Below are 23,527 nucleotides of genomic sequence, written 5' to 3' on the forward strand. Positions count from 1 at the left end.
GTGGAAACGTATAACAACGAAAATGATCAGGTCGACGCGCTCAAGCGCTTCTTTGCCGAGAATGGCAAAGCGCTGGCGGTTGGTGTGATTTTAGGGATTGGCGCATTAGTTGGCTGGCGCTACTGGAGTTCTCATCAGCAGGATACGGCGAGAGAATCCTCTTTAGCCTATGAAAACGCCATTTCCGCGCTCAAATCAGACAAGCCGGAAGCGCTGAATTCGGCGGAAAAATTCGCCGCTGACAGCAAAAACAACTATGGCGCGTTTGCCTCTCTGGAGCTGGCCCAGCGTTTTGTGGATAAGAACGATCTGCAAAATGCGGAAAAGCAGCTTCAGCAGGGCCTGGCCGCCGCGTCGGATGATAACCTGAAGTCGGTTATCAATATGCGTCTCGCGCGTGTACAGCTGCAGCTGAAAAAACCCGATGAAGCGCTGAAAACCCTTGATGGCATTAAAGGTGAAGGTTGGGCAGCCATTGTCGCCGATATTCGCGGCGAGATTCTGCTCAATAAAGGCGATAAGCAAGGCGCTCGCGCGGCGTGGGAAGCTGGCGTGAAAAGCGATGCTTCACCTGCGCTCAGCGAAATGATGCGTATGAAAATAAATAATCTGTCCATCTGAGAGGGACTCGATGCAATTGCGTAAATTACTTTTGCCAGGGCTGCTTTCCGTTACTTTATTAAGCGGTTGTTCGTTGTTTAACAGCGAAGAAGATGTGGTGAAGATGTCACCACTGCCGACGGTGGAAAATCAGTTTACGCCGTCCACGTCCTGGAGCACCTCTGTTGGCGATGGTATCGGCGAATTCTATTCTAACCTGCACCCGGCTTTCGCGGATGGCGTGGTCTACGCGGCTGACCGTAAAGGCACCGTCAAAGCACTGAACGCTGACGATGGCAAGGAAGTGTGGTCGGTTAATCTGGCTGAGAAAGACGGTTGGTTCTCCCGTACGCCTGCGCTGCTTTCCGGTGGCGTTACCGTATCTGGCGGCCATGTCTATATCGGCAGCGAAAAAGCGCAGCTGTTCGCCCTGAACACCGGTGATGGTACCGTGGCATGGCAGGCTCGCGTCGCAGGTGAAGCGCTTTCTCGTCCGGTCGTCAGCGACGGCATGGTGCTGGTTCATACCAGCAATGGCCAGTTGCAGGCGCTGAACGAAGCGGATGGGGCGGTGAAGTGGACCGTTAACCTGGATATGCCTGCGCTGTCTCTGCGCGGCGAGTCTGCACCGGCTACCGCCTATGGCGCAGCTATCGTTGGCGGCGATAACGGTCGCGTTAGCGCCGTGCTGATGCAGCAAGGGCAGATAATCTGGCAGCAGCGTATCTCTCAGGCCACGGGACCGACTGAAATCGATCGTCTGAACGACGTTGATACTACCCCAGTTATCGTTAACGGTGTGGTTTACACGCTGGCGTATAATGGCAACCTGACCGCGCTGGATCTGCGCAGCGGCCAGATCATGTGGAAACGTGAACTGGGTTCAGTGAACGACTTTATTGTTGACGGCAACCGTATCTACCTGGTCGATCAAAATGACCGTATGCTGGCGCTCACCACCGAAGGTGGCGTAACGCTGTGGACGCAAAGCGATCTATTACATCGTCTCCTGACGGCGCCGGTGTTGTATAATGGCAACCTGGTCGTCGGTGATAGCGAAGGCTATATGCACTGGGTGAACCCGGAAGATGGTCACTTTGTGGCTCAGCAGAAAGTCGATAGCTCCGGCTTCCGTACCGACGCGGTGGTAGCCGATGGTCGACTGCTGATCCAGGCAACAGACGGCACGCTGTATTCTATTACACGTTAGTCGTGACGGCATACTCACGGCTCCCGGGTTTTTTCGCGGCGGCCTGACAACCGCCGAATCGTTGACTGAGGTCACTGATTCGGCAAGGTAGTCGGCAGCGAATTATCTGAGAGATAACGGGTATAGTGCGTATTGAGAAACGGCCCCTGGCAGACAGGGGCCGTTTTGACTTTTTTTAAAACGTCGATAAATCGATGTTGCATAGCAATTTGTAAGAGGCATTTAACATGATACCTGTGGTCGCGCTTGTCGGGCGCCCTAATGTTGGAAAATCCACGCTTTTCAACCGTTTGACGCGCACTCGTGATGCGTTGGTCGCGGATTTCCCGGGGCTGACTCGTGACCGTAAGTACGGTCGTGCTGAAGTTGAAGGTCGTGAATTTATCTGTATCGATACCGGCGGTATCGATGGCACCGAAGACGGCGTAGAAACCCGTATGGCTGAACAATCGCTGCTGGCGATTGAAGAGGCGGACGTTGTGCTGTTTATGGTTGATGCACGCGCGGGCCTGATGCCTGCCGATACGGCGATCGCCAAACACCTCCGCTCTCGTGAAAAGCCGACTTTCCTGGTGGCGAACAAAACCGACGGCATTGATGCCGATCAGGCGATTGCCGACTTCTGGTCGCTGGGGTTGGGTGATATTCATCCTATCGCTGCGTCTCACGGTCGTGGCGTGACCAGTCTGCTGGAGCACGTCCTGCTGCCGTGGGCAGAAGAAATCGACCCGTCGGAAGAAGTTGATGAAGATGCGGCGTACTGGGCGCAGTTTGAAGCGGAACAGAACGGTGAAGAAGTTGAAGAGCCGGAAGATGACTTCAATCCGCAAGATCTGCCGATTAAGCTGGCGATTGTGGGCCGTCCGAACGTGGGTAAATCTACGCTGACGAACCGTATCCTGGGCGAAGATCGTGTCGTGGTCTACGACATGCCGGGCACAACGCGCGACAGTATCTATATTCCGATGCAGCGCGATGAACGTGAATACGTGCTCATCGATACTGCGGGCGTGCGCAAGCGCGGTAAAATTACCGACGTGGTAGAAAAATTCTCGGTCATCAAAACGCTGCAGGCGATTGAAGACGCCAACGTGGTGATGCTGGTTATCGATGCACGTGAAGGGATTTCCGATCAGGACCTTTCTCTGCTTGGTTTTATCCTTAACAGCGGTCGCTCGCTGGTGATCGTCGTCAATAAGTGGGATGGCCTGAGCCAGGAAGTGAGAGAGCAGGTTAAAGAGACGCTGGACTTCCGTCTGGGCTTCATTGACTTTGCGCGCATCCACTTTATCTCCGCACTGCACGGAAGCGGCGTAGGTAACCTGTTTGAGTCCGTACGTGAAGCGTACGACAGCGCGACCCGTCGCGTCGGGACGGCGATGCTGACCCGTATTATGACCATGGCAGCAGAAGATCATCAGCCGCCGCTGGTACGCGGTCGCCGCGTGAAGCTGAAATATGCGCACGCCGGTGGTTATAATCCGCCGATTGTGGTTATTCACGGTAACCAGGTTAAAGACCTGCCTGACTCCTACAAGCGTTACCTGATGAACTACTTCCGCAAATCGCTGGACGTGATGGGTACGCCGATTCGTATCCAGTTCAAAGAAGGGGAAAACCCGTTTGCTAACAAACGTAATACCCTGACGCCGAACCAGATGCGTAAGCGTAAGCGCTTGATTAAACACATCAAGAAAAGCAAGTAATTGCATAATAAAAACCCGACTCTGTCGGGTTTTTTGCCTTTTGCCCCCCACAATCTGATGAACGGAGTGGAACATGCGGTTAGGTTTTATTGGGCTTGGCGCCGTGGTTGAGACGGCCTATTTACCGGCATTGCGACAGATTTTTGGTCAGTCAGCGAGTTGTCTGGGTTTCGATCTTCGCCCCGAGCGCGAGCTGGAAGGGGGGGGACGAAGCCAGTCACTGGAGCAACTACTGGCAAGTCCGATTGACACCCTGTTTGTCACCACCTCTTCACTGCATCACCTCGACGCGCTTGAGCTGGCTTTAGCCTCGCCGATTCCGCGTATTGTGGTGGAAAAACCGGTTGTGGCTACGCTGTCGCAAATCGAAAGACTTAAAACGCTGCTCGCAGAACCTGAAGCCGCATCTCGCGTGCTGGCGCTCGATCACTGGATGGCGCGTAGCGGTGCCATGCAGCTGGCGTTGGGAGTGCTGAACCCGGCGTGGCAGCCGGAAGGGGCAAACCAGACGGCAGACCGCGTGGTTAATTCCCTTGATGGGATCGTCAAAATGGAAGGCTTCCTTCAGGAGCCAAGCGGCTTCAACCTGGCGGGAGAGCCCATCGCGCTAAACTTTGCCACGGGCGAGCCTGATACCCGCCAGCTCCAGCATCCTGACGGTGTGATTATTGATATCGGTACTCATGTGCTGGCGATGATGCGCGAAACCGTGCGCGCGTTGGGTGGAAGTCATGAACTCTCACTGCAGGTGATAACCGCGAAAGATCGTCTCGGTCGTCCGATTGCCAAAGGCGATGTCTTTACCGCCGAAGGGGAAGCCCATCTCAAGGGGTCTGTGAGCGGCATTCCGGTCGATATCTGGCTGAATAAATACGCCGGGCCAGCGGGTGGGCAAAAAGGGCTTCGGCTGCATCTTCGTGATGGGCGCATTATCAGCCATGACCGACGCGGCACGCAGGATGTCCTCGAGCTGATTGAGGGTGAAAATGTGCAGCGCTGGACGCTCTCCGGCACGATCTACGCGCACTGCCTGGCAGAGTCTATTCTCGGCGAAAAAAGCCTGTACGAGCGCGCGCCAGAAGAGGTGAGTCTGACCACTCAATGTCGGCTGGAAGAGGTCGAGCTGCTTTTGCAATTACAGCAGCAGCTGCGTGGCCCACACTGATTGCGCCGTGATAAAATAACCAAAACCCTTTGAAGGAGTCGCGATGTCTATCACCTGCCCGGATTGCCATGCAGAGCTGGAACCAGTAAACGGAATGGCGCACTGTGAAGCGTGCCGTAAAGATATCGAACTGCAAGCGCTATGCCCTGACTGTCATCAGCCTCTTCAGGTTTTAAAAGCCTGTGGCGCAGTCGACTATTTTTGCCAGAATGGGCACGGTCTGATTTCGAAGAAACGCGTTGAGTTTAAACCGAAGTAAACCGGCTTTAGATCAGCTGATGTTGCCGGGTGGCGTTTGCTTACCCGGCCTGCAAAATTTTTCACTTCAGATGGTTGCATGCAATTTGCCGGACCGTGTAAACGAAGCGCCGGCGGGCGGTGTCGGGCACAATCTAAACCGACTTTTTCTTGCGGGTCTTTTTGGCGGGAGTAATGCCTTTCACTTCACTTTCGACCCAGCCATCGTTCAAGCGGGTGGTCAGTAGATCGCCGGCCTTCACCTGTTTTGTTTGCTTCAGCACTTTACCGTCGCTGGCTGAGGTCACGCTGTAGCCGCGGGCCAGCGTTGCTAACGGGCTAACGGCTTCCAGGTGGGTCACCGCGTTGCCGAAACGTTCGCGCTGGTCGCTTAAACGCGAGCGAATGCTCTCGGTAAGGCGATATTCCAGTTGCTGAATGCGTGACTGAAAACGGTGAATGCGCGGCTGCGGGTTTTGCATATTCAGACGCTGAATCACGCGCTGTTGACGCTGGTCGGTGCGCTTTATCTGCGTCTCCAGCGCCAGGCGCATCCGTTCACGCAGGCGCTCCAGCGCCGTTTGCTGGCGGACTAACCGCAGCTGCGGATGCTGCTGCTGAAGCCGGTGGTACAGCTGGGTAAAACGACGGTGGCGGTTGGCGATAAAATAGTCCATCGCCATTTCCAGGCGCTGTTGCCCGGACTGTAGCTGACGCAGCAGCTCCTGCTGGTTGCGGCTGACAATTTCTGCGGCCGCGGAAGGGGTTGGCGCCCGCAGGTCGGAGACAAAATCGGCGATGGTCACGTCGGTTTCGTGGCCGACGGCGCTGACGACCGGAATGCGGCTGGCAAAAATAGCCCGCGCGACCCGCTCATCGTTAAAACTCCATAAATCTTCCAGGGAACCGCCGCCGCGGCCGACGATCAGCACATCACACTCCTCACGGAGGTTGGCTAATGCAATGGCGCGAACGATTTGCCCCGGCGCATCGTCACCCTGAACTGACGTGGGGTAGATAACCACCGGCAGAGAAGGATCGCGCCGTTTCAGTACGTGCAAAATGTCGTGTAGCGCCGCGCCACTTTTCGAGGTGATGACGCCCACGCAGTGCGCAGGAGAGGGGAGCGTTTGCTTATGCTGCTGGTCGAAAAGGCCTTCTGCCGCCAGCAGCGCTTTTAGCTGTTCATACTTTTGCTGTAACAGCCCTTCACCGGCAGGCTGCATGCTCTCGACAATAATCTGGTAGTCGCCGCGCGGCTCATACAGCGTGATATTGGCGCGGACCAGCACCTGCTGCCCGTGCTGCGGGCGAAAGGTCACCCGCCGGTTGCTGTTGCGGAACATCGCGCAGCGTACCTGGGCGTTATCGTCTTTTAAGGTAAAGTACCAGTGGCCGGAAGAGGGCTGGCTGAAGTTTGATATCTCACCGCTGATCCAGACCTGGCCCATTTCCTGTTCCAGCAGCATACGAACCGTCTGGTTTAGGCGGCTGACTGTGAAAATTGCAGGAGATTGAGATGGCAACATGTGAGCAAGATCAAATTTTAAATCAGCAGGTTATTCAGTCGATAGTAACCTGCTGATGGGCGATCGCAAGTATTATTTTCAAAAAAGGGTAGATGCAATCGGTTACGCTCTGTATAATGCCACGGCAATATTTATCCACCCTGGTCGAGATATTGCCCATGCTACGTATCGCTAAAGAAGCTCTGACGTTTGACGACGTCCTCCTCGTTCCCGCTCATTCTACCGTTCTGCCGAATACTGCCGATCTCAGCACTCAGCTGACGAAAACCATTCGTCTGAATATTCCAATGCTCTCCGCAGCCATGGATACCGTAACAGAAGCGCGCCTGGCAATTGCCCTGGCACAGGAAGGCGGCATCGGCTTTATTCACAAAAACATGTCTATCGAGCGCCAGGCGGAAGAAGTTCGCCGCGTGAAGAAACATGAGTCCGGCGTGGTATCTGACCCGCAGACCGTACTGCCTACAACTACCCTGCGCGAAGTGAAAGTGCTGACCGAACGTAACGGCTTTGCCGGCTATCCGGTCGTGACCGAAGACAACGAACTGGTCGGTATTATCACCGGTCGTGACGTGCGCTTCGTGACCGACCTGAACCAGCCGGTCAGCGTTTACATGACGCCGAAAGAGCGCCTGGTCACCGTCCGTGAAGGCGAAAGCCGTGAAATCGTGTTTGCCAAAATGCACGAAAAACGCGTTGAAAAAGCACTGGTTGTTGACGCAGGTTTCCACCTGCGTGGCATGATTACCGTTAAAGATTTCCAGAAAGCGGAACGTAAACCGAACGCATGTAAAGACGAGCATGGCCGTCTGCGCGTCGGTGCTGCCGTTGGTGCAGGTGCGGGTAACGAAGAGCGCGTTGATGCGCTGGTCGCCGCAGGCGTTGACGTTCTGCTGATTGACTCCTCCCACGGCCATTCCGAAGGCGTTCTGCAACGTATTCGCGATACCCGTGCAAAATACCCGGACCTGCAGATCATCGGCGGTAACGTCGCGACTGGCGCAGGCGCTCGTGCTCTGGCTGATGCCGGTTGCAGCGCGGTGAAAGTGGGTATTGGTCCTGGCTCCATCTGTACGACTCGTATCGTTACCGGTGTGGGTGTTCCGCAGATTACCGCTGTGTCTGACGCCGTTGAAGCGCTGGAAGGTACCGGTATTCCGGTTATCGCCGATGGCGGTATCCGTTTCTCCGGCGATATTGCGAAAGCGATCGCCGCCGGTGCTTCAGCCGTGATGGTCGGTTCCATGCTGGCCGGTACCGAAGAGTCTCCGGGTGAAATCGAGCTGTTCCAGGGCCGTTCTTACAAATCTTACCGTGGTATGGGCTCTCTGGGCGCGATGTCCAAAGGTTCCTCTGACCGTTACTTCCAGACCGATAACGCTGCCGACAAACTGGTACCTGAAGGTATCGAAGGTCGCGTAGCTTATAAAGGGCGCCTGAAAGAGATCATCCACCAGCAGATGGGCGGCCTGCGCTCCTGTATGGGGCTGACCGGCTGTGGTACCATTGACCTGCTGCGTACTAAAGCGGAATTCGTACGTATCAGCGGTGCGGGTATTCAGGAAAGCCACGTTCACGACGTGACGATCACCAAGGAATCCCCGAACTACCGTCTGGGCTCCTGATAAGTTTCCGCGCCCGGCTCATGCCGGGCGCTCTGTTTTTGTTTCACTTGCCTCGGAATTAGCGTCAATGACGGAAAACATTCATAAACATCGCATTCTCATCCTGGACTTCGGTTCTCAGTACACCCAACTGGTGGCGCGTCGCGTGCGTGAACTGGGCGTTTACTGTGAACTGTGGGCGTGGGATGTCACGGAAGCACAGATTCGCGAATTCAACCCAAGCGGCATCATCCTTTCCGGCGGCCCGGAAAGCACCACCGAAGAGAACAGCCCGCGTGCACCGCAGTACGTGTTTGAAGCTGGCGTGCCGGTATTTGGCGTGTGCTACGGCATGCAGACCATGGCAATGCAGCTGGGCGGCCACGTAGAAGGCTCTAATGAGCGCGAGTTCGGCTATGCGCAGGTTGAAGTTGTTACCGATAGCGCGCTGGTACGCGGTATCGAAGACTCCCTGACCGCAGAAGGCAAACCGCTGCTGGACGTGTGGATGAGTCACGGCGACAAAGTCACCGCTATCCCGTCTGATTTCGTGACCGTTGCCAGCACCGAAAGCTGCCCGTTTGCGATTATGGCGAACGAAGAAAAACGCTTCTATGGCGTACAGTTCCACCCGGAAGTGACCCACACTCGTCAGGGTCTGCGCATGCTGGAGCGCTTCGTACGTGATATCTGCCAGTGCGAAGCCCTGTGGACGCCGGCGAAAATCATTGACGACGCGATCGAGCGCATTCGTGAGCAGGTGGGTAACGACAAAGTGATCCTCGGCCTGTCTGGCGGCGTGGATTCTTCCGTTACCGCAATGCTGCTGCACCGCGCCATCGGTAAAAACCTGACCTGCGTATTTGTGGACAATGGCCTGCTGCGTCTGAATGAAGCCGAGCAGGTTATGGATATGTTCGGTGACCACTTCGGTCTGAACATCGTTCACGTGGAAGGTGAGAAGCGTTTCCTGGATGCGCTGGAAGGTGAAAACGATCCGGAAGCCAAACGTAAAATCATTGGCCGCGTCTTCGTAGAAGTGTTCGATGAAGAAGCGCTGAAGCTGGAAGACGTTAAATGGCTGGCGCAGGGCACCATCTATCCGGATGTGATCGAGTCTGCTGCGTCTGCGACCGGTAAAGCACACGTCATCAAATCTCACCACAACGTGGGCGGCCTGCCGAAAGAGATGAAGATGGGTCTGGTTGAACCGCTGCGTGAGCTGTTCAAAGACGAAGTGCGTAAGATCGGTCTGGAACTGGGTCTGCCGTACGATATGCTGTACCGCCACCCGTTCCCGGGGCCAGGTCTGGGCGTGCGTGTGCTGGGCGAAGTGAAGAAAGAGTACTGCGACCTGCTGCGTCGTGCGGATGCTATCTTCATTGAAGAGCTGCACAAAGCCGACCTGTACAACAAAGTGAGCCAGGCGTTCACCGTGTTCCTGCCGGTCCGCTCCGTCGGCGTGATGGGCGATGGGCGTAAGTACGACTGGGTTGTTTCCCTGCGTGCAGTCGAAACTATCGACTTTATGACCGCGCACTGGGCGCATCTGCCGTATGACTTCTTAGGCCGCGTGTCTAACCGCATCATCAACGAAGTCAACGGGATCTCCCGTGTCGTCTATGACATCAGCGGCAAGCCGCCGGCGACGATCGAGTGGGAATAACCGGATAGCCCTTCCTGCGTTTTTATGAGCAGGTAGCTAAATAAAACCCTCTGTTTTTACAGAGGGTTTTTGCTTTTATGGCCCAGGGCTAATGGTGGGGTTTATCGCTGAACTGCGGGACCTCCGTTGAGAAACGGGCGCTGCGGGAATCTCGTTCATAACCCTGATGCTGGCTCAGAATCGCGTAGAGCTCGGGGCGCCGTCCGTGGATCCAGCGCCGGCCCGTGGACATGGCCAGCAGGCTTAAGTCCAGCGTGGCGCAGACCAGCGTATTTTCAAACGCATCGGTCTCTTCAATAATGCGCCCGTAGGGATCGATAATCATCGCATTGCCGGTACGAACCTCTCCGCTGTCCAGCCCGACGCCGTTACTGAACAAGATAAACATCCCGTTATCGTGCGCTCTTGACGGTAGCCAGCGGAGTAACCATTCCCGGCCGTTACTTCCCTGGCATGCGGCTTTTAACGCGTCAGGATCCTGATAGCGGTTTTCCCACAGGGCTACGGGAACGGGTTTCATACCGAACGGACTGCGAGAGTTTGTGCCGCCGGTTTGATGGGGCGCCAGCAGGATATCCGCCCCCAGCAGCGCGGTGGCTCGGGTATTTTCCGTCAGATTGTTATCCCAGCAAATCAGCACGCCAACCTTCACGCCCCACGGTGTGTCAAAGACGGTAAAGCTGTCTCCTCTGTCTATCGCAGGATGTTCAAAGGCATGCAGTTTGCGGTGGACATGCTTCTGACCATCCGGCATACAGACAACATAGGCGTTATACAGGCGGCCGTCGCTTGCTCTTTCAATCAGTCCTGCGCCAATGGCCATCTCATAGCTTTGCGCCAGGCGGGCAATGCGCGCCAGGGAAGGACTGTCGTCAATGCGTTCGGCCAGTGAACCCACCTCTGCGGTGCTGAGATTGATAACGTGCCAGTAGCCGGTAATACACATTTCCGGAAACGCCAGAATTTGCGTACCCTCGCGGGCAGCCTGGTGGATAAAGTGTTCCATAATGTCCAGGTTATAGGACTTATCATTGGCGCGATGGCAGAACTGTACCGTCGCCACCTGAAGTTCGTTGTTCATCGGTATCTCCTCGTTGCTAAAAACTGCGTTCATTACGCCAGCAGAGGTACGGGATGTATAATCACGCTTTCTCCGCGTTTGATAAGGGACTGGAATGGACATCAAATTAATACGCGCGTTCGTCACTCTGGCCCAGCAGCGGCGCTACCATGCGGCGGCTGATATCCTGTGTTTGACCCAGCCGGCGTTGACGAAACAAATCCAGACCCTGGAACATCTGACGGGAATGACGCTTTTCCAACGGGGGCGGCAGGGCGCGCAGCTGACGGCGGCGGGGGAGGCCATCTATGCTCAGGCCTGTCATTTTGTGGAGCAGCACGATTTATTTTGTGCCTGGACTGAGCAGGTGAGGCGCGGGAACATCGGTAGCCTGGCGTTAGGTTTCGGCATCTCAACGTTTCAGGTGGCTCCTGGGCAAGTGAAAGCTTTTCGCCAGCAGTGTCCCGATATTGATGTTTCTCTGAACGATATCTCTTCCCACGAGCAGTATCGGATGCTGCTGGATGGGCATCTACATGCCGGATTTGTAAGGATGCCGGTTCCGGATACGCTGCAAGCACAGGCGCTGATGGAGGAGAACCTGGTGCTTGCAGTCCCTGCTGGTGCCGAAGGAGACTTCTCGGATATTGCCTCCGTGCTTCGCCAGTTACCGCTACTGCAGATTAACCCAAGACGCGGACGCGGGCTGGTAGAGCAAACGGCGCGCTTCCTGCAAACCAATCATCTTGCTGCTGATATAGTGGCTGATGCCGATGATATTCATACGCTGCTGGCGCTGATTGCCACCGGAAACGGCGTTGCACTGCTCCCGGCCGGGGCATGTCATCTGCTCCCGGCGGGGGTAAAACTGGTTACCGTTGCCGGGGAATGTGCGCGGTGGCAGGTTGGCCTGGCCTGGAACCCTCAGGTGACGAATGCCATCCGCGATCGGTTTATCGCAATGGTCTTTCAGAAGAGCGCTGAGGAGCCTGGAAATCGATAATTTCCGGAGTCATGTCTGGCGCTCGATAAGTCTGGTTCCGGGCAATAGCCAGCGCCAGCCCGGCGACCACCAGCGTTAGCGCTGCAGAAATCCCCAGGCTCCCCTGAATCCCGAACTGATGATTTAACCAGGCGTAGGCAAACGGTGAAGCTGCGGCTAACAGCTGGGCGGGGATCAACAGTATCCCGGTTTGTCTGGCGTAATCTTCGGCAGCAAACAGCTCTAACGGAAGCGTCGCCTTGAACACCGTCGTGAGCCCGTTAATCGCGCCATAGCCCAGCACAAACCCGCCTGCCGCCCAGAGAATATAAGGACTGCTCAGGCCGACCGAGAAACATACGGGCATGAGCAACGTGGTCAGTAGCGTCAGTCTGAGCGGTGTGAGTGCTGAACCGGAAGCGACCTCCAGAAAACGGGCGCCGGTCTGGCCAATACCCCAGAGCATTCCCGCCGCAACAGGCAGGCCATAGTGGGCAATAAATTCCGGCAGGTGAGTAGATGTACCGTTGGAGACAAACGTCACCAGGGCGATCAGCGCTGCATACAGCAGGCCAACTCGCCTGTGCCGGAGGGGCGTGGGCAGGCGCTCTTTATGCGGTATGACTGCGGGCCGTTTGCTGTTCGGCATCCGCCACAGCAACAGGGCGCTGAGCAGACCCAGCAGGCTATACACCAGCAGCGCCTGCCGCCAGTCCATCACCGTTAGCAGGCATGCGCCAAGAGGCCAGAAGAGGGCAGAAGCCAGGCCGCCTGCCAGCGTCACGCGGGAGATACTCCGTCTTGCCTGCTGCCCGTAAAGATTCACCAGCGCGGCGAACAACGTATCATACAGCGCCAGACGCATACCGATGCCGGTAAGCAGCCAGGCGACCAGCCAGCCGGGCAGCGTATGTACAGTGGCCATCATGGCGCATCCCGCGGCAATCGCCAGCGTACCGCTGATCACAATCCGCTGGCCGCCAAATCGGGCCAGCAGTCGGGCGACGAACGGTGAGAGCAGCGCCATCATTAACATGGCGAGTGTCAGGCCGAGGTAGATTTGCGTCGCCGGCCAGCCGGTATCTTGTCCGATAGTCCGGGCAAAGGTGCCCGGCATGTAAAATGATATTCCCCAGTTAATCAATTGATGACATCCGGCGGCAAGCGTGAGCATGCCGGGGGCGGCCAGCGTCTTCTCTGTATTTTTCATCGTATTCCGGTCTGTTATGCAGTTGTCGGCAGCATAACCTGCGCGCTATTGTGCAGGCAGACCCGTCTGTTTATGACCCCTATAAGAGAAACTTTGTAATGACGACGTTGAATCTGGGAAATCTGGCTACTTTTCGGCTGGTGGTGCAGCGGGGAAGCTTCTCTGCGGCTGCCGATATCCTCGGGCTCTCGCAGCCCGCGGTCAGCCTACAGGTACGTCAGCTGGAACAGTTTCTGCAAACCCGACTGATTGAGCGGACCGGCCGGGGGATTAAAGCGACGGCGGCCGGTATGGCGCTCCTGGCTCATAGTGAACATATTGAGCGGGCAGTCAGCGCGGCGGTGCAGTCGGTAAACGAATTTAACCACGAGATCAGCGGCGCGATAACGCTCGGAACCGGAGCCACCGCCTGCATTCACCTCTTACCCCCTGTTTTACAGGCGCTGCGACAGGCGCATCCCCTGCTGACGGTAGGCGTTACGACCGGCAACACGGTGGATATCGTGCGTGCCGTGGAGGAGAACCGACTCGATCTTGGACTGGTCACGCTCCCGGCGCACGGGCGCAGCCTGGCGGTGACTCCGCTGGTGGAAGAGGAGTTCGTGTTTATTTCTGCCTGCGGGCAGGATGTGCTGTCCCCGGATCTGACGCCGGAGGTGCTGCAGGCGCTGCCGTTGATTGCCTTTGAAGCCGGGAGCGGAACCCGGGAGCTGATCGATGGCTGGTTTCGCGCCACCGGGCAGGCTGTTGCGCCGGTGATGCAGCTGGGGAGCATTGAGGCGATTAAGCGCATGGTTCGTGCCGGGCTGGGATACAGCATCGTTCCACGCATGGCGGTGGTGCACCAGGACGATCGGCAAGGACTGCGCGTTCAATCGCTAACGCCGGTTTTGCACCGTCAACTAGGCGTAGTGATGCGTCAGGATAAAATTCTCAGCAAAGGGATCGGCGAAATGCTGCGCCTGCTACGAGAGGGACAGTTGAGCGTTTAGGGCAATGTTGTGCCGTGTTGGCTGGCACCGTAATGTGCTGGCTTATTCCCGCGGCGGCGTATCAACTGGGATCGTGGATTGCTGGGACTCGATCTTGTCCTGATGGTGATACCAGGCGCCGATAGAAGAGTAGACGAAGCGTCCAAAGAAAAAGATAAAGCTGATAAGCAGTACGATACGGGTCATGCGACGGTTAAATCGATGTCGTTTACGCATACTGGGTGCCTGACTCACAAAAGGTTCCTTGAAGTATACCCACAAGCGGGGCGATGAGGGTATTAAGGCACAGGAACGCAGCAGGGTCAATTGATGAGGATGTAAAAATCCGCCGTTCAAACATTACTTAATGTTATATAACATAATCATCATATTCACATGTGTTTTGCTCCATTCGATCTGACGCATAAAAATAAGTTTTATTAATCTTAGCTAAAGGGTTTCTTGATTTGTATCAAAAGTCCGTCGGCACTGATAACTAAAATCTCTTGCCTGTTCCGCGCGGTTATTCCTTGCGCGGCTAAGATGGTTGGGTTGGATGCCTGCCGGAATATACCCAGCGGGAATTTGGGTTATCTGTAGAGCATCAATGAAAATAATTAAACAATACAGACAATATCGGGATAAGTGGTGGGCATTACCGCTAATTTTACCCCTGCTTTTACTGCCCCTGGCGAGAGGGGCAAATACCTATGCTGAGCTGAACGGTAATGAAGTTTCGCTGTACTATTTACCGCTGGCGCTGGTCCAGAGCCTGATGCTGTTTTTTGATGTGGCGGCGCTGCCGGGCATCATCATCGGCCTGCTGTGTACCGTGGCTCGAGGAATGAACCCGTGGGAAACCATTGAGGTTGTTTTCCACTTTCTCATCCCGGCTGTACTGTGCTGGGGCGGCTACCGCATTTTTGTACCGCGCCGACAGCATATTTACCACGGTAACGTCAGTCTGATGCCGTATCGTCTGTTCTGGCAGATGCTGCTGCCCTCACTCATTTTTCTCGTGCTTTCTCAGGTTGCCGAGTATCTCGGTATGCATCCACGGGCAACGGGGCTTGCTGGGGTCGACCCGCTCAGCTTACGTTCGCTGATTGCTTTTCAGGCCCTGATGGTGGGGTGCTTAACCGGCGTACCGCTGTGCTATTTCTTAATTCGTATTATCCGTAATCCTTTATACCTCCGCAGTTTTATTTCTCAGGTGAAATTACAGGTTGATCCAAAAATAAAATGTGGTGAATTTGTTTTATGGTCGGCATTGTTGTTAGCGCTATTGGCATTATTATTAATGCCACTGAATGGTCATAGCACAATATTTAGCACAAACTATACATTGTCATTACTTATGCCGGTAATGTTGTGGGGAGCGATGCGCTTTGGCTATCGCTGTATCTCGATGATCTGGACACCGGTTTTAATCGTGATTATCCACTTTCACTATCGCTATTTGCCTTTTTCTCCGGGCTATAACAATCAGCTGGCCATCACCTCGTCGAGCTATCTGGTGTTCTCATTTATTATTGCCTATATGGCCATGCTGGCGACCCAGCAGCGCCTGATTCATGCCAGGGTACGGCGGATGGCATTTCTCGACCCGGTCGTTCATATGCCCAATCTACGGGCGCTTAGCCGGTCGCTGGATGGTTCAATGTGGTCGGTACTGTGCTTTTTACGTATTCCAGAGCTGGAGTTACTCGGGCGCCATTATGGCGTTATGTTGCGCATTCAATATAAGCAAAAGCTGGCTGAATATTTGAGCGATCTGCTACAGCCGAATGAAGCTGTTCACCATCTGGCCGGACACGATCTGGTGATCCGTCTTGACAGCAGCGATCATCAAAAGCGCATTACCACGCTGGACGAACGTATTCGGCAATTTCGCTTTATCTGGGATGGGATGCCACTCCAGCCCGCCGTGGGCATGAGCTACTGCAGCGTTCGCTCACCGGTTAAGCATCTCTATCTGCTGTTAGGTGAGCTGAACAACATAGCTGACATGTCACTGACCAGCGGTCAGCCGGAAAATCTGCAGCGCCGAGGTGCCGTGCATGTACAGCATGGTTTAAAAGGCAAAGTGGCGATGATGAACCAGATCCAGCAAGCGCTGGAGCAAAACCATTTTTGCCTGATGGCGCAGCCGATCGTTGGTATTCGCGGTGACAGCTATTATGAAGTGCTGTTGAGAATGACGGGCAGCGACGGGAAGCTGATTTACCCGAATGATTTCCTGCCGGTGGCGCATGAGTTTGGCCTGGCGTCACGTATTGATCTGTGGGTACTGGAGCATACGCTCTCCTTTATGAATCAGAACCGGCAAATGTTGCCCGGACTGCGGCTGGCGATTAACCTTTCTCCGGTTTCCGTCAGCAGAAGCCAGTTCCCTGGCGAAGTGGAACGCCTGTTGGCGCAGTATCATGTTGAACCGTGGCAGTTAATATTTGAACTCACGGAAAACCATTCACTTGGCAATCCTGAGCAGGCACGCCAAACGCTGGCGCATTTGCAGGCGCTGGGGTGTCGCGTGGCAATCGATGATTTTGGTACCGGTTATGCCAGCTATGCCCGCCTGAAAAGCCTCAACGTTGATCTCCTCAAGATTGACGGCAGCTTTATCCGCAATCTGCAGTCCAGCAGCCTGGATTATCAGGTCGTGGCATCAATTTGCCATCTGGCGCGGATGAAAAATATGCAGGTGGTTGCAGAGTGCGTGGAAACACCGGAGATTCGACAGCTGGTACTGTCATTGGGGATAGATTATCTGCAGGGCTATGAGATTGGTCTGCCGGTTCCGCTGGCGTCTCTGGTGACGGCAAAAGCGAGCTGACGGGAGAGGAAACAGGCCGGGTCAGAGCAACCCGGCCTTGGGCTTAGTTCTCGCCGTCGGGCTCTTCTTCTTCGGCAATTTTCAGCAGCCAGTCAGGCACGCCTTCCCAGTACTGCTGCTCTTTTTCCAGATCGAGCAGCACCAGCGCATTTTGGCTAAACCAGTCGTGCGGGAAGACCAGCGTCCAGTGATTGGCTTCGGTCTTCAGCCTGAGCGTTGGCGGTGTGGTGGTCGCCTGGCGTTGGTTATTCAGCAGAATACCAAGGCGTAAAAGCTGAATAAGCGGCAGGAACTGCTTTTTCTTAAACAGCGTAAAGCGCGGTAAATCGTCCAGTTTGATCGCTTTACGGTGATAGCGAACCAGGGTTGCCATCAGCATTTGCTGTTCCTGATTGAAACCAGGCAAATCGCTGTTCTGCAGGATATAAGCCGAGTGGCGGTGCATGCCGCTGTGGTTAATATTCAGCCCCACCTCGTGCAGCATAACCGCCCATTTCAGCAACGCCGACAGATTCGGGTTGTCCAGTTTAGGGTTCTGTTCCTGCCACTGTTCGAACATATGAGTGGTGGTTTCCAGCACCCGACGCGCCTGCTCACGGTCAATATTGTACTGGTTTGCCAGGCTTTGCGCGGTGCGACTGCGGATATCCTGATGGCGGAAACGTCCCTCCATCTCGTACAGCACGCCTTCGCGTAGTGCGCCGTCGGACAGACGCAGCTCTTTGATCGCCAGCGCGTCGAAAACGCCGCAGAGGATAGCCAGACCCGGTGCAAAGACCGCTTTGCGTTCCTCCGACAGACCCGGCAGGCTGAGCGCGTCAAAGTTTTTATACTTCAGCACTTCCTCAACCAGCATTTCAAGACGTTCCGGGGTGATAAAACCGTCTTTCTCACCCATTTCGACCAGCACTTCCTGTGCGGCTTTGATGGTCCCGGATGCGCCGAGCGCCACGTTCCAGCCTTGGATGCGGAACTGCCACGCCAGGGTTTCCAGTTTCTGTACCGCCGACAGACGCGCACGCTGGAAATTCTCTTTGTTGATGGTGCCGCCAGGGAAGTAGATCTGCGAGAAGCTAACGCAGCCCATACGGCGGCTCTCAACCAGACGCGGCTCGAAATCTTCGCCAATCACCAGTTCCGTCGAACCCCCGCCGATATCGATGACCAGCTTACGGCCCCGTTCCGGCTGCGTATGTTCGACGCCCATAAAAATCAGGCGCGCTTCTTCGTTACCGGAAATTATCTCAATCGGATACGGAATGACTTTTTCCGCCCGCTTGAGAAATTCAGCGGCGTTGGCTGCCTGACGCAGGGTGTGTGTCCCGACGATGCAGACGCTGGAGGGGGAGAAACCCTGCAGGCGTTCGGCAAACAGCGACAAGCAGTTAAGCCCGCGCGTGATAGCCTCTTCGCTGAGTACAGAATTCTCATCTAGCCCATCGGCCAGGTGAACCCGCTGTTTCAGACGACCGATGATCTGCATAGCTCCGTCGACGACACGGGCGATCACCATATGAAAACTGTTTGAACCAAGGTCGACCGCGGCGAACTCCTGCGGACGAGGGGTTTTTTCGTTTATTGGCATAGGTTAGTCGGGCTGTTCGAGTGATTTGAGATAGTCGTAGATCGCCAATTGTGCACGCACTTTGCGGCGATTGCCGCGCTGCACATAGCGATTACTCAGTTCTTTATCAAGATAGCGTGCTTTGACCGTATCGTTGAACAAGAGATCAAAAATATCCAGGACGCGCTGTTTCAGCCGTGGATCCAGCAGCGGCGCGGCGACTTCAATACGGTAGTCAATATTGCGTGTCATCCAGTCCGCAGAGGAGAGCCAGACCTGTTTATCACCGCCATTTTCAAAAACATAGACGCGATCGTGCTCAAGGAAACGGTCGACGATACTGGTGACGCGAATATTCTCGCTGATCCCTTCCAGTCCGGGAATCAGGGAACACATGCCACGAATCAACAGATTAACAGGAACCCCAGAACTTGATGCGGCATACAGGCGATCTACCAGCCCTTTATCGACCAGGTTATTCAGCTTCAGGGTGATGCCGGAAGGCTGGCCGTTTTGGGCGTTGCTAATTTCTCTGTCGATCATTTCATACAGCAGGCGGCGCGAGTTCTGCGGTGAAACCAGCAGGTAATCGAAGCTCACCGGGCGATAGGGGTTTTCGATAAAGTTGAAGACGCGGCGCACTTCATTGGTGATGCGCGCATCTGCCGTCAGCAACGAATAGTCGGTGTACAGACGGGCTGTTTTTTCGTTGAAGTTGCCGGTACCGATATGCGCATAGCGGACGACTTCTTCCCCTTCTTTACGCGAGATCAGGAACAGCTTGGCGTGAATTTTCAGTCCCGGCGCGGAGAAGATAACGTGTACGCCGGCTTCGGTCAGACGCTTCGCCCAATGAATGTTGGCTTCTTCGTCGAAACGCGCCTGAAGCTCCACCACCACGGTGACTTTTTTCCCGTTATGGGCCGCGTGGATCATCGAGTCAATGATACGTGAATCTTTGGCGACACGATAAATGTTGATTTTGATTGCCAGCACGCTCGGATCGAATGAGGCCTGGCGCAGCAGCTCCAGTACGTGCTCAAAGGTATGGTACGGGTAGTACAGCAGCACGTCGCGTTCGCGAATCGCATCAAAGCCGTTGCGGAATTTATCGAACCAGGTGTGGCGCAGACGCGGCAGCGGCTTGTTGACCAGATTCGCCTTACCGACGTTCGGGAAGCCGATAAAGTCTTTAAAATTATGATAGCGCCCGCCTGGGAGCATTGAGTCGTAACGTGAAATGGAGAACATCTCGCGCAGCATTTCTACCATGGTGTCCGGCATATCGCGCTGATAAACAAAGCGGACTGGTTCAGCCGTCAGGCGCTGTTTCAGGCTCGAAGACATCAGCTCCATCAGGCTCGACTCCATCTCGTGCACCAGATCGTACTCGGCGTCACGGGTCATTTTCATCGAGTAGGCGTTCAGCGCATCGTAGTCAAAGAAGCCTTTAAAGATATCATCCAGGCAATAACGCAAAATGTTATCAAGCAGGATCATTGGCTTGCGGCGTCGCGGCGCTTCCGGCGGCAGATTAACGAAACGCGGGACTTTATCTGACGGAATTTCCAGCAGGGCGTAATTGATGGTTTCGCCGCGGATGATTTCGACCGCGAGATAGGTGTAATCGTCTTTCAGAAACTGGATAAGATCCGTCTCAGGGTTAATCAGAATGGGGGTGATGTGCTGGCGCAGGTACAGTTTAAAATAGTTGCGTAGCCAGGACTGCTGGTTCACCGAAAGCTGGCGTTCATTGATCAGGAAGATCTGGTTACGCGCCATCTCCAGCAACAGTTCATTATACAGGCTGTCAAATTCCTGGTCGGCCTTCAGTACTCGGGCCTGAATTTTGCCTAACAAATGGCGAGAATGGGCGGTACTGCCTTGTTCTTCGCTAATTATGATGCGGCGCTTAAGTTCAGCGAAGCGCACTTTATAAAATTCATCGAGGTTGTTGGAGTAGATTCCCAAAAAGCGCATGCGCTCAATCAGTGGGTTGCTTTTATCCGCCGCTTCCTGAAGTACGCGTTCGTTAAAGGACAACCAGCTGAGTTCTTTCTCGATATATAGCTTTTCCTGGCCCATTACAACTCACACTCCGGTTGATTGATGTTGCTTTTTCATTATGGCGAGCTTTGCCATTGAATGTCCAACTATGTCAAAGAAGTATGACAGTTTTCTTTCAATATGCTGTGAAGAAAAACGGTGGCGCACGAGTGCTGATATTGTGTGCAAAACAGAGGCGCTCCTGGGCATAAATCATGCATAGTTCGTACAGGAGAGAGGGCGAGGATATCGGCACACGATGAACCGGAAAAATGCGCCTCAGGCGAGGGCTGGAGGCGCTGATGGTTATTCTTCGGCTGCATAGCCTTGCGGTGGCAGAGGGGCGTTGTCAAGCCAGGCCTGATTCCCCTCCATGCGCAGACGACCGTCCATAAACCAGCTCACGACCAGTGGATAAATGGCGTGTTCCTGGGCCTGCACACGAGCGGTGATCTCGTCTTCGCTATCCTCGGCAAAAACCGGCACTTTGGCCTGTAAAATCACCGGACCGCCGTCGAGTTCATCAGTGACGAAATGCACCGACGTACCATGCTCCTCATCACCGTTTTCCAGCACCTGGCGATGCGTATGCAACCCCGGGTATTTAGGCAACAGCGACGGGTGGATATTCAGCAGGCGCCCCTGGTAATGGGCGACAAATGCCGGGCTCAGGATCCGCATGTAGCCCGCCAGTACCACCAGATCCGGAGCATAGGCATCAATCTCATGCACCAGCTCGCGATCGAAAGCCTCGCGATTGGCAAACTGGCTGGCCGTTAGCGCATGGGCCGGAATATTGGCCTCACGTGCGCGTTCAAGGCCGAACGCGTCGGCCTTATTGCTGAATACCGCTCTCAGGGTGCCGTTAATCTGCTTTCGGGCGCAGGCATCAATTATCGCCTGCAAATTACTTCCGTTACCGGAAATCAGCACCACAATGTTTTTCATTCAATGACCACACGCTGTTCGGAATCTGAAGCTTTGATATAGCCTATTTTCCACGCGTTTTCACCTTTCTCACTCAGCAGCGCGATGGCGCTGTCGGCGACTTCTGCCGGCAGGGCGATAACCATGCCGACGCCGCAGTTAAAGGTACGGTACATTTCATGGCTGCTGACGTTGCCGGCCTGCTGCAGCCAGTTAAAGACTTCCGGCCATTGCCAGGATGATTCGTCGATGACCGCCTGGGTGTTGTCCGGCAGGACGCGAGGAATGTTTTCCCAGAAGCCGCCGCCGGTCAGGTGTGCGATTGCGTGAACTTCAACGTTAGCAATCAGGTCCAGCACCGACTTAACGTAGATGCGGGTTGGTGCCAGCAGATGGTCGGCCAGCGGCGAACCGTTCAGGTCGGTGGTTTGGGGATCGACTCCGCTGACGTCGATAATTTTACGCACCAGCGAGTAGCCGTTGGAATGTGGGCCGCTGGAGGCCAGTGCGACCAGCACGTCGCCATCGGCGACTTTGCTACCATCGATAATTTCTGATTTTTCTACTACGCCGACGCAAAAGCCCGCGACGTCATAGTCATCGCCGTGGTACATGCCCGGCATTTCCGCCGTTTCGCCGCCAACCAGCGCGCAGCCAGACTGCAGGCAGCCTTCAGCGATACCGCTAATGACGCTGGCTGCCGTATCGACATCCAGTTTACCGGTTGCATAGTAGTCGAGGAAAAACAGCGGTTCTGCGCCCTGGACCACCAGGTCGTTGACGCACATCGCCACCAGGTCGATACCGATAGTATCGTGGCGCTTCAAATCCATCGCCAGACGCAGCTTGGTGCCGACGCCATCAGTGCCGGAAACCAGAACCGGCTCGCGGTATTTCTGCGGCAATGCGCACAGTGCGCCGAATCCGCCCAGTCCACCCATCACTTCCGGGCGTCGGGTTTTCTTCACCACACCCTTGATACGGTCGACGAGAGCGTTGCCTGCATCGATATCTACGCCGGCATCTTTATAGCTGAGAGAGGTTTTATCGGTCACTGCGAAATCTCCACACATTTGCGGTAGCAAGAAAAATCGGCGCAATTCTAACAGGGAAAGCAAACGTTTGCGAGCCTGCTTTACAGTCGGCGTTAATCGGCGGGGATATGAACAAATTTGAACCGCTTCACGAAAATGAAACCGGGTACATTCTTGTACTTGCCTCTGCCATCTGGAATGTCCATCATGCCACTGAAACCGGTTTCTTTTTTTATTCAGAAGAGCCGAACGTAGATTCTGCGGGGATTCAGGAGGAAGGGACGGGATGAACATTGCCGCATTTGATATCGGTGGTACGGCATTAAAAATGGGCGTGAGCACCGATGCGGGAGCGCTGCTTGAAAAAGGAAAGCAGTCGATTAACGACAGCGACGGCGACCAGATACTGCAGGCGATGCTGGCGTGGATTAGCGCTCATCCGCAGTGTGAAGGCGTAGCAATCAGCGCACCAGGCTATGTCAACCCGCACACCGGCTTTATCGAAATGGGCGGGGCAATCCGAAAATTCGATAATTTCGCCATCAAAAGCTGGCTGGAGCAACAGACCGGGCTGCCCGTTGCTATCGAAAACGATGCCAACTGTGTCCTGTTGGCCGAGCGCTGGCAGGGCAAAGCGTCCGATATGAGCGATTTTCTGGTCTTAACGATCGGAACCGGCGTCGGCGGCGCGATCTTTTGTCACAACCAACTGGTGCATGGCGCGCGTTTTCGTGCGGGCGAATTCGGTTATATGCAAACCGATCGTCCCGGTACCCGCGATGTTCGCCGTTACTCAATGAATGAAAACAGCACGATGCGCGTATTACGCCACCGCTATGCCGGGCATGTCGGTAAATCGCTGGAGGCGGTGACCGGGGAAGAGATCTTCGACCGCTATGATGCCGGCGATGCGGTCTGCCAGCGGCTGGTCGCTGACTTTTTCAACGGCCTCGGTACCGGTCTGTATAACCTGGTGAACATTTTTGATCCGCAGGCGATTTTCATCGGCGGCGGCATTGTGGAGCGGCCGGGATTCCTGGCGCTGCTGCGTGAGCATTTGGCCTGGTTCGGCATTGAGGACTATCTCGACACCGTCAGTCACGGCAACGATGCCGGGTTGATGGGGGCGGTTTACCATTTTAATCAGCAAAACCGATCGCTTAACGGCGATCGCTCATAA

Annotated in this window: 18 protein-coding genes and 1 pseudogene; 11 read left to right on the forward strand and 8 right to left on the reverse strand. The window is 55.0% G+C overall.

Annotation, left to right across the window (positions count from 1 at the left end):
• The 5 genes from ACMYSK_RS00260 (at position 1) to ACMYSK_RS00280 (ending at position 4,940) form a co-directional block, all read left to right on the forward strand.
• Positions 1-621, forward strand: coding sequence for a YfgM family protein (locus ACMYSK_RS00260; RefSeq protein WP_434639310.1), 621 nt, complete (start codon positions 1-3; stop codon positions 619-621).
• A 10-nt stretch (positions 622-631) separates the two neighbouring features.
• Positions 632-1,810, forward strand: coding sequence for an outer membrane protein assembly factor BamB (gene bamB, locus ACMYSK_RS00265; RefSeq protein WP_434639311.1), 1,179 nt, complete (start codon positions 632-634; stop codon positions 1,808-1,810).
• Positions 1,811-2,037: 227 nt separating this feature from the next.
• A complete protein-coding gene (der, locus tag ACMYSK_RS00270) occupies positions 2,038-3,516 on the forward strand; it encodes a ribosome biogenesis GTPase Der (protein ID WP_434639313.1) in 1,479 nt (492 codons plus the stop codon).
• Positions 3,517-3,589: 73 nt separating this feature from the next.
• Positions 3,590-4,681 carry a Gfo/Idh/MocA family oxidoreductase gene (locus ACMYSK_RS00275; protein ID WP_434639314.1) on the forward strand — a complete coding sequence of 364 codons (1,092 nt, stop codon included), beginning with the start codon at positions 3,590-3,592 and terminating at the stop codon, positions 4,679-4,681.
• Positions 4,682-4,724: 43 nt separating this feature from the next.
• The gene (locus ACMYSK_RS00280) at positions 4,725-4,940 is read left to right on the forward strand and encodes a zinc ribbon domain-containing protein (protein WP_434639316.1); all 216 of its coding nucleotides are present in this window, start codon (positions 4,725-4,727) and stop codon (positions 4,938-4,940) included.
• Positions 4,941-5,073: 133 nt separating this feature from the next.
• Here the strand turns inward: ACMYSK_RS00280 and xseA are convergent, their stop codons facing one another.
• On the reverse strand, positions 5,074-6,447 hold the full coding sequence (xseA, locus tag ACMYSK_RS00285) for an exodeoxyribonuclease VII large subunit (protein ID WP_434639318.1): 1,374 nt from the start codon (positions 6,445-6,447) through the stop codon (positions 5,074-5,076).
• A gap of 158 nt (positions 6,448-6,605) precedes the next feature.
• Between xseA and guaB the strand changes: the two genes are divergently transcribed.
• Both guaB and guaA read left to right on the forward strand, forming a co-directional pair.
• The gene (gene guaB, locus ACMYSK_RS00290; protein ID WP_434639319.1) at positions 6,606-8,072 is read left to right on the forward strand and encodes an IMP dehydrogenase; all 1,467 of its coding nucleotides are present in this window, start codon (positions 6,606-6,608) and stop codon (positions 8,070-8,072) included.
• 67 nt (positions 8,073-8,139) lie between these two features.
• Positions 8,140-9,717, forward strand: a complete 1,578-nt coding sequence (gene guaA, locus ACMYSK_RS00295) for a glutamine-hydrolyzing GMP synthase (RefSeq protein WP_434639321.1) — start codon at positions 8,140-8,142, stop codon at positions 9,715-9,717.
• A gap of 88 nt (positions 9,718-9,805) precedes the next feature.
• On the opposite strand, the gene ACMYSK_RS00300 is transcribed toward guaA, so the two are convergent.
• Positions 9,806-10,798 carry a nitrilase family protein gene (locus ACMYSK_RS00300; protein WP_434639323.1) on the reverse strand — a complete coding sequence of 331 codons (993 nt, stop codon included), beginning with the start codon at positions 10,796-10,798 and terminating at the stop codon, positions 9,806-9,808.
• 94 nt (positions 10,799-10,892) lie between these two features.
• Here ACMYSK_RS00300 and ACMYSK_RS00305 point away from each other — a divergent pair, with 94 nt between their 5' ends.
• Complete coding sequence (locus tag ACMYSK_RS00305) at positions 10,893-11,780, forward strand: LysR family transcriptional regulator (RefSeq protein ID WP_434639325.1); 888 nt, start codon at positions 10,893-10,895, stop codon at positions 11,778-11,780.
• On the opposite strand, the gene ACMYSK_RS00310 is transcribed toward ACMYSK_RS00305, so the two are convergent.
• Entirely contained in the window at positions 11,731-12,969 is a 1,239-nt protein-coding gene (locus tag ACMYSK_RS00310) for an MFS transporter (RefSeq protein ID WP_434639327.1), read from the reverse strand. The two genes, ACMYSK_RS00305 and ACMYSK_RS00310, sit on opposite strands and share 50 nt — an antisense overlap.
• Positions 12,970-13,041: 72 nt before the next feature.
• Between ACMYSK_RS00310 and ACMYSK_RS00315 the strand changes: the two are divergent.
• Positions 13,042-13,961, forward strand: a pseudogene (locus ACMYSK_RS00315) (LysR family transcriptional regulator).
• A gap of 42 nt (positions 13,962-14,003) precedes the next feature.
• Here ACMYSK_RS00315 and ACMYSK_RS00320 read toward each other — a convergent pair.
• Positions 14,004-14,177, reverse strand: coding sequence for a YfgG family protein (locus ACMYSK_RS00320; protein WP_434639328.1), 174 nt, complete (start codon positions 14,175-14,177; stop codon positions 14,004-14,006).
• 370 nt (positions 14,178-14,547) lie between these two features.
• On the opposite strand from ACMYSK_RS00320, the gene ACMYSK_RS00325 reads away from it, so the two are divergent.
• The gene (locus ACMYSK_RS00325) at positions 14,548-16,776 is read left to right on the forward strand and encodes an EAL domain-containing protein (protein WP_434639329.1); all 2,229 of its coding nucleotides are present in this window, start codon (positions 14,548-14,550) and stop codon (positions 16,774-16,776) included.
• Between the two features lie 43 nt (positions 16,777-16,819).
• Here the strand turns inward: ACMYSK_RS00325 and ppx are convergent, their stop codons facing one another.
• From ppx to purM, 4 genes are all read right to left on the reverse strand, one after another.
• A complete protein-coding gene (gene ppx, locus ACMYSK_RS00330) occupies positions 16,820-18,361 on the reverse strand; it encodes an exopolyphosphatase (protein WP_434639331.1) in 1,542 nt (513 codons plus the stop codon).
• A 3-nt stretch (positions 18,362-18,364) separates the two neighbouring features.
• On the reverse strand, positions 18,365-20,425 hold the full coding sequence (gene ppk1, locus ACMYSK_RS00335) for a polyphosphate kinase 1 (protein ID WP_434639332.1): 2,061 nt from the start codon (positions 20,423-20,425) through the stop codon (positions 18,365-18,367).
• A 267-nt stretch (positions 20,426-20,692) separates the two neighbouring features.
• Positions 20,693-21,334 carry a phosphoribosylglycinamide formyltransferase gene (gene purN / locus ACMYSK_RS00340; protein ID WP_434639334.1) on the reverse strand — a complete coding sequence of 214 codons (642 nt, stop codon included), beginning with the start codon at positions 21,332-21,334 and terminating at the stop codon, positions 20,693-20,695.
• Positions 21,331-22,368 carry a phosphoribosylformylglycinamidine cyclo-ligase gene (gene purM, locus ACMYSK_RS00345; RefSeq protein WP_434639336.1) on the reverse strand — a complete coding sequence of 346 codons (1,038 nt, stop codon included), beginning with the start codon at positions 22,366-22,368 and terminating at the stop codon, positions 21,331-21,333. The genes purN and purM overlap by 4 nt, the downstream gene beginning before the upstream one ends.
• A gap of 265 nt (positions 22,369-22,633) precedes the next feature.
• On the opposite strand from purM, the gene bglK reads away from it, so the two are divergent.
• Positions 22,634-23,527: a beta-glucoside kinase BglK gene (bglK, locus tag ACMYSK_RS00350; protein WP_434639338.1), complete on the forward strand. Its 894-nt coding sequence runs from the start codon at positions 22,634-22,636 to the stop codon at positions 23,525-23,527.

The sequence above is a fragment of the Klebsiella sp. I138 genome (genome assembly GCF_051131765.1).
In the GTDB taxonomy this organism is placed as follows: Bacteria; Pseudomonadota; Gammaproteobacteria; order Enterobacterales; family Enterobacteriaceae; genus Klebsiella.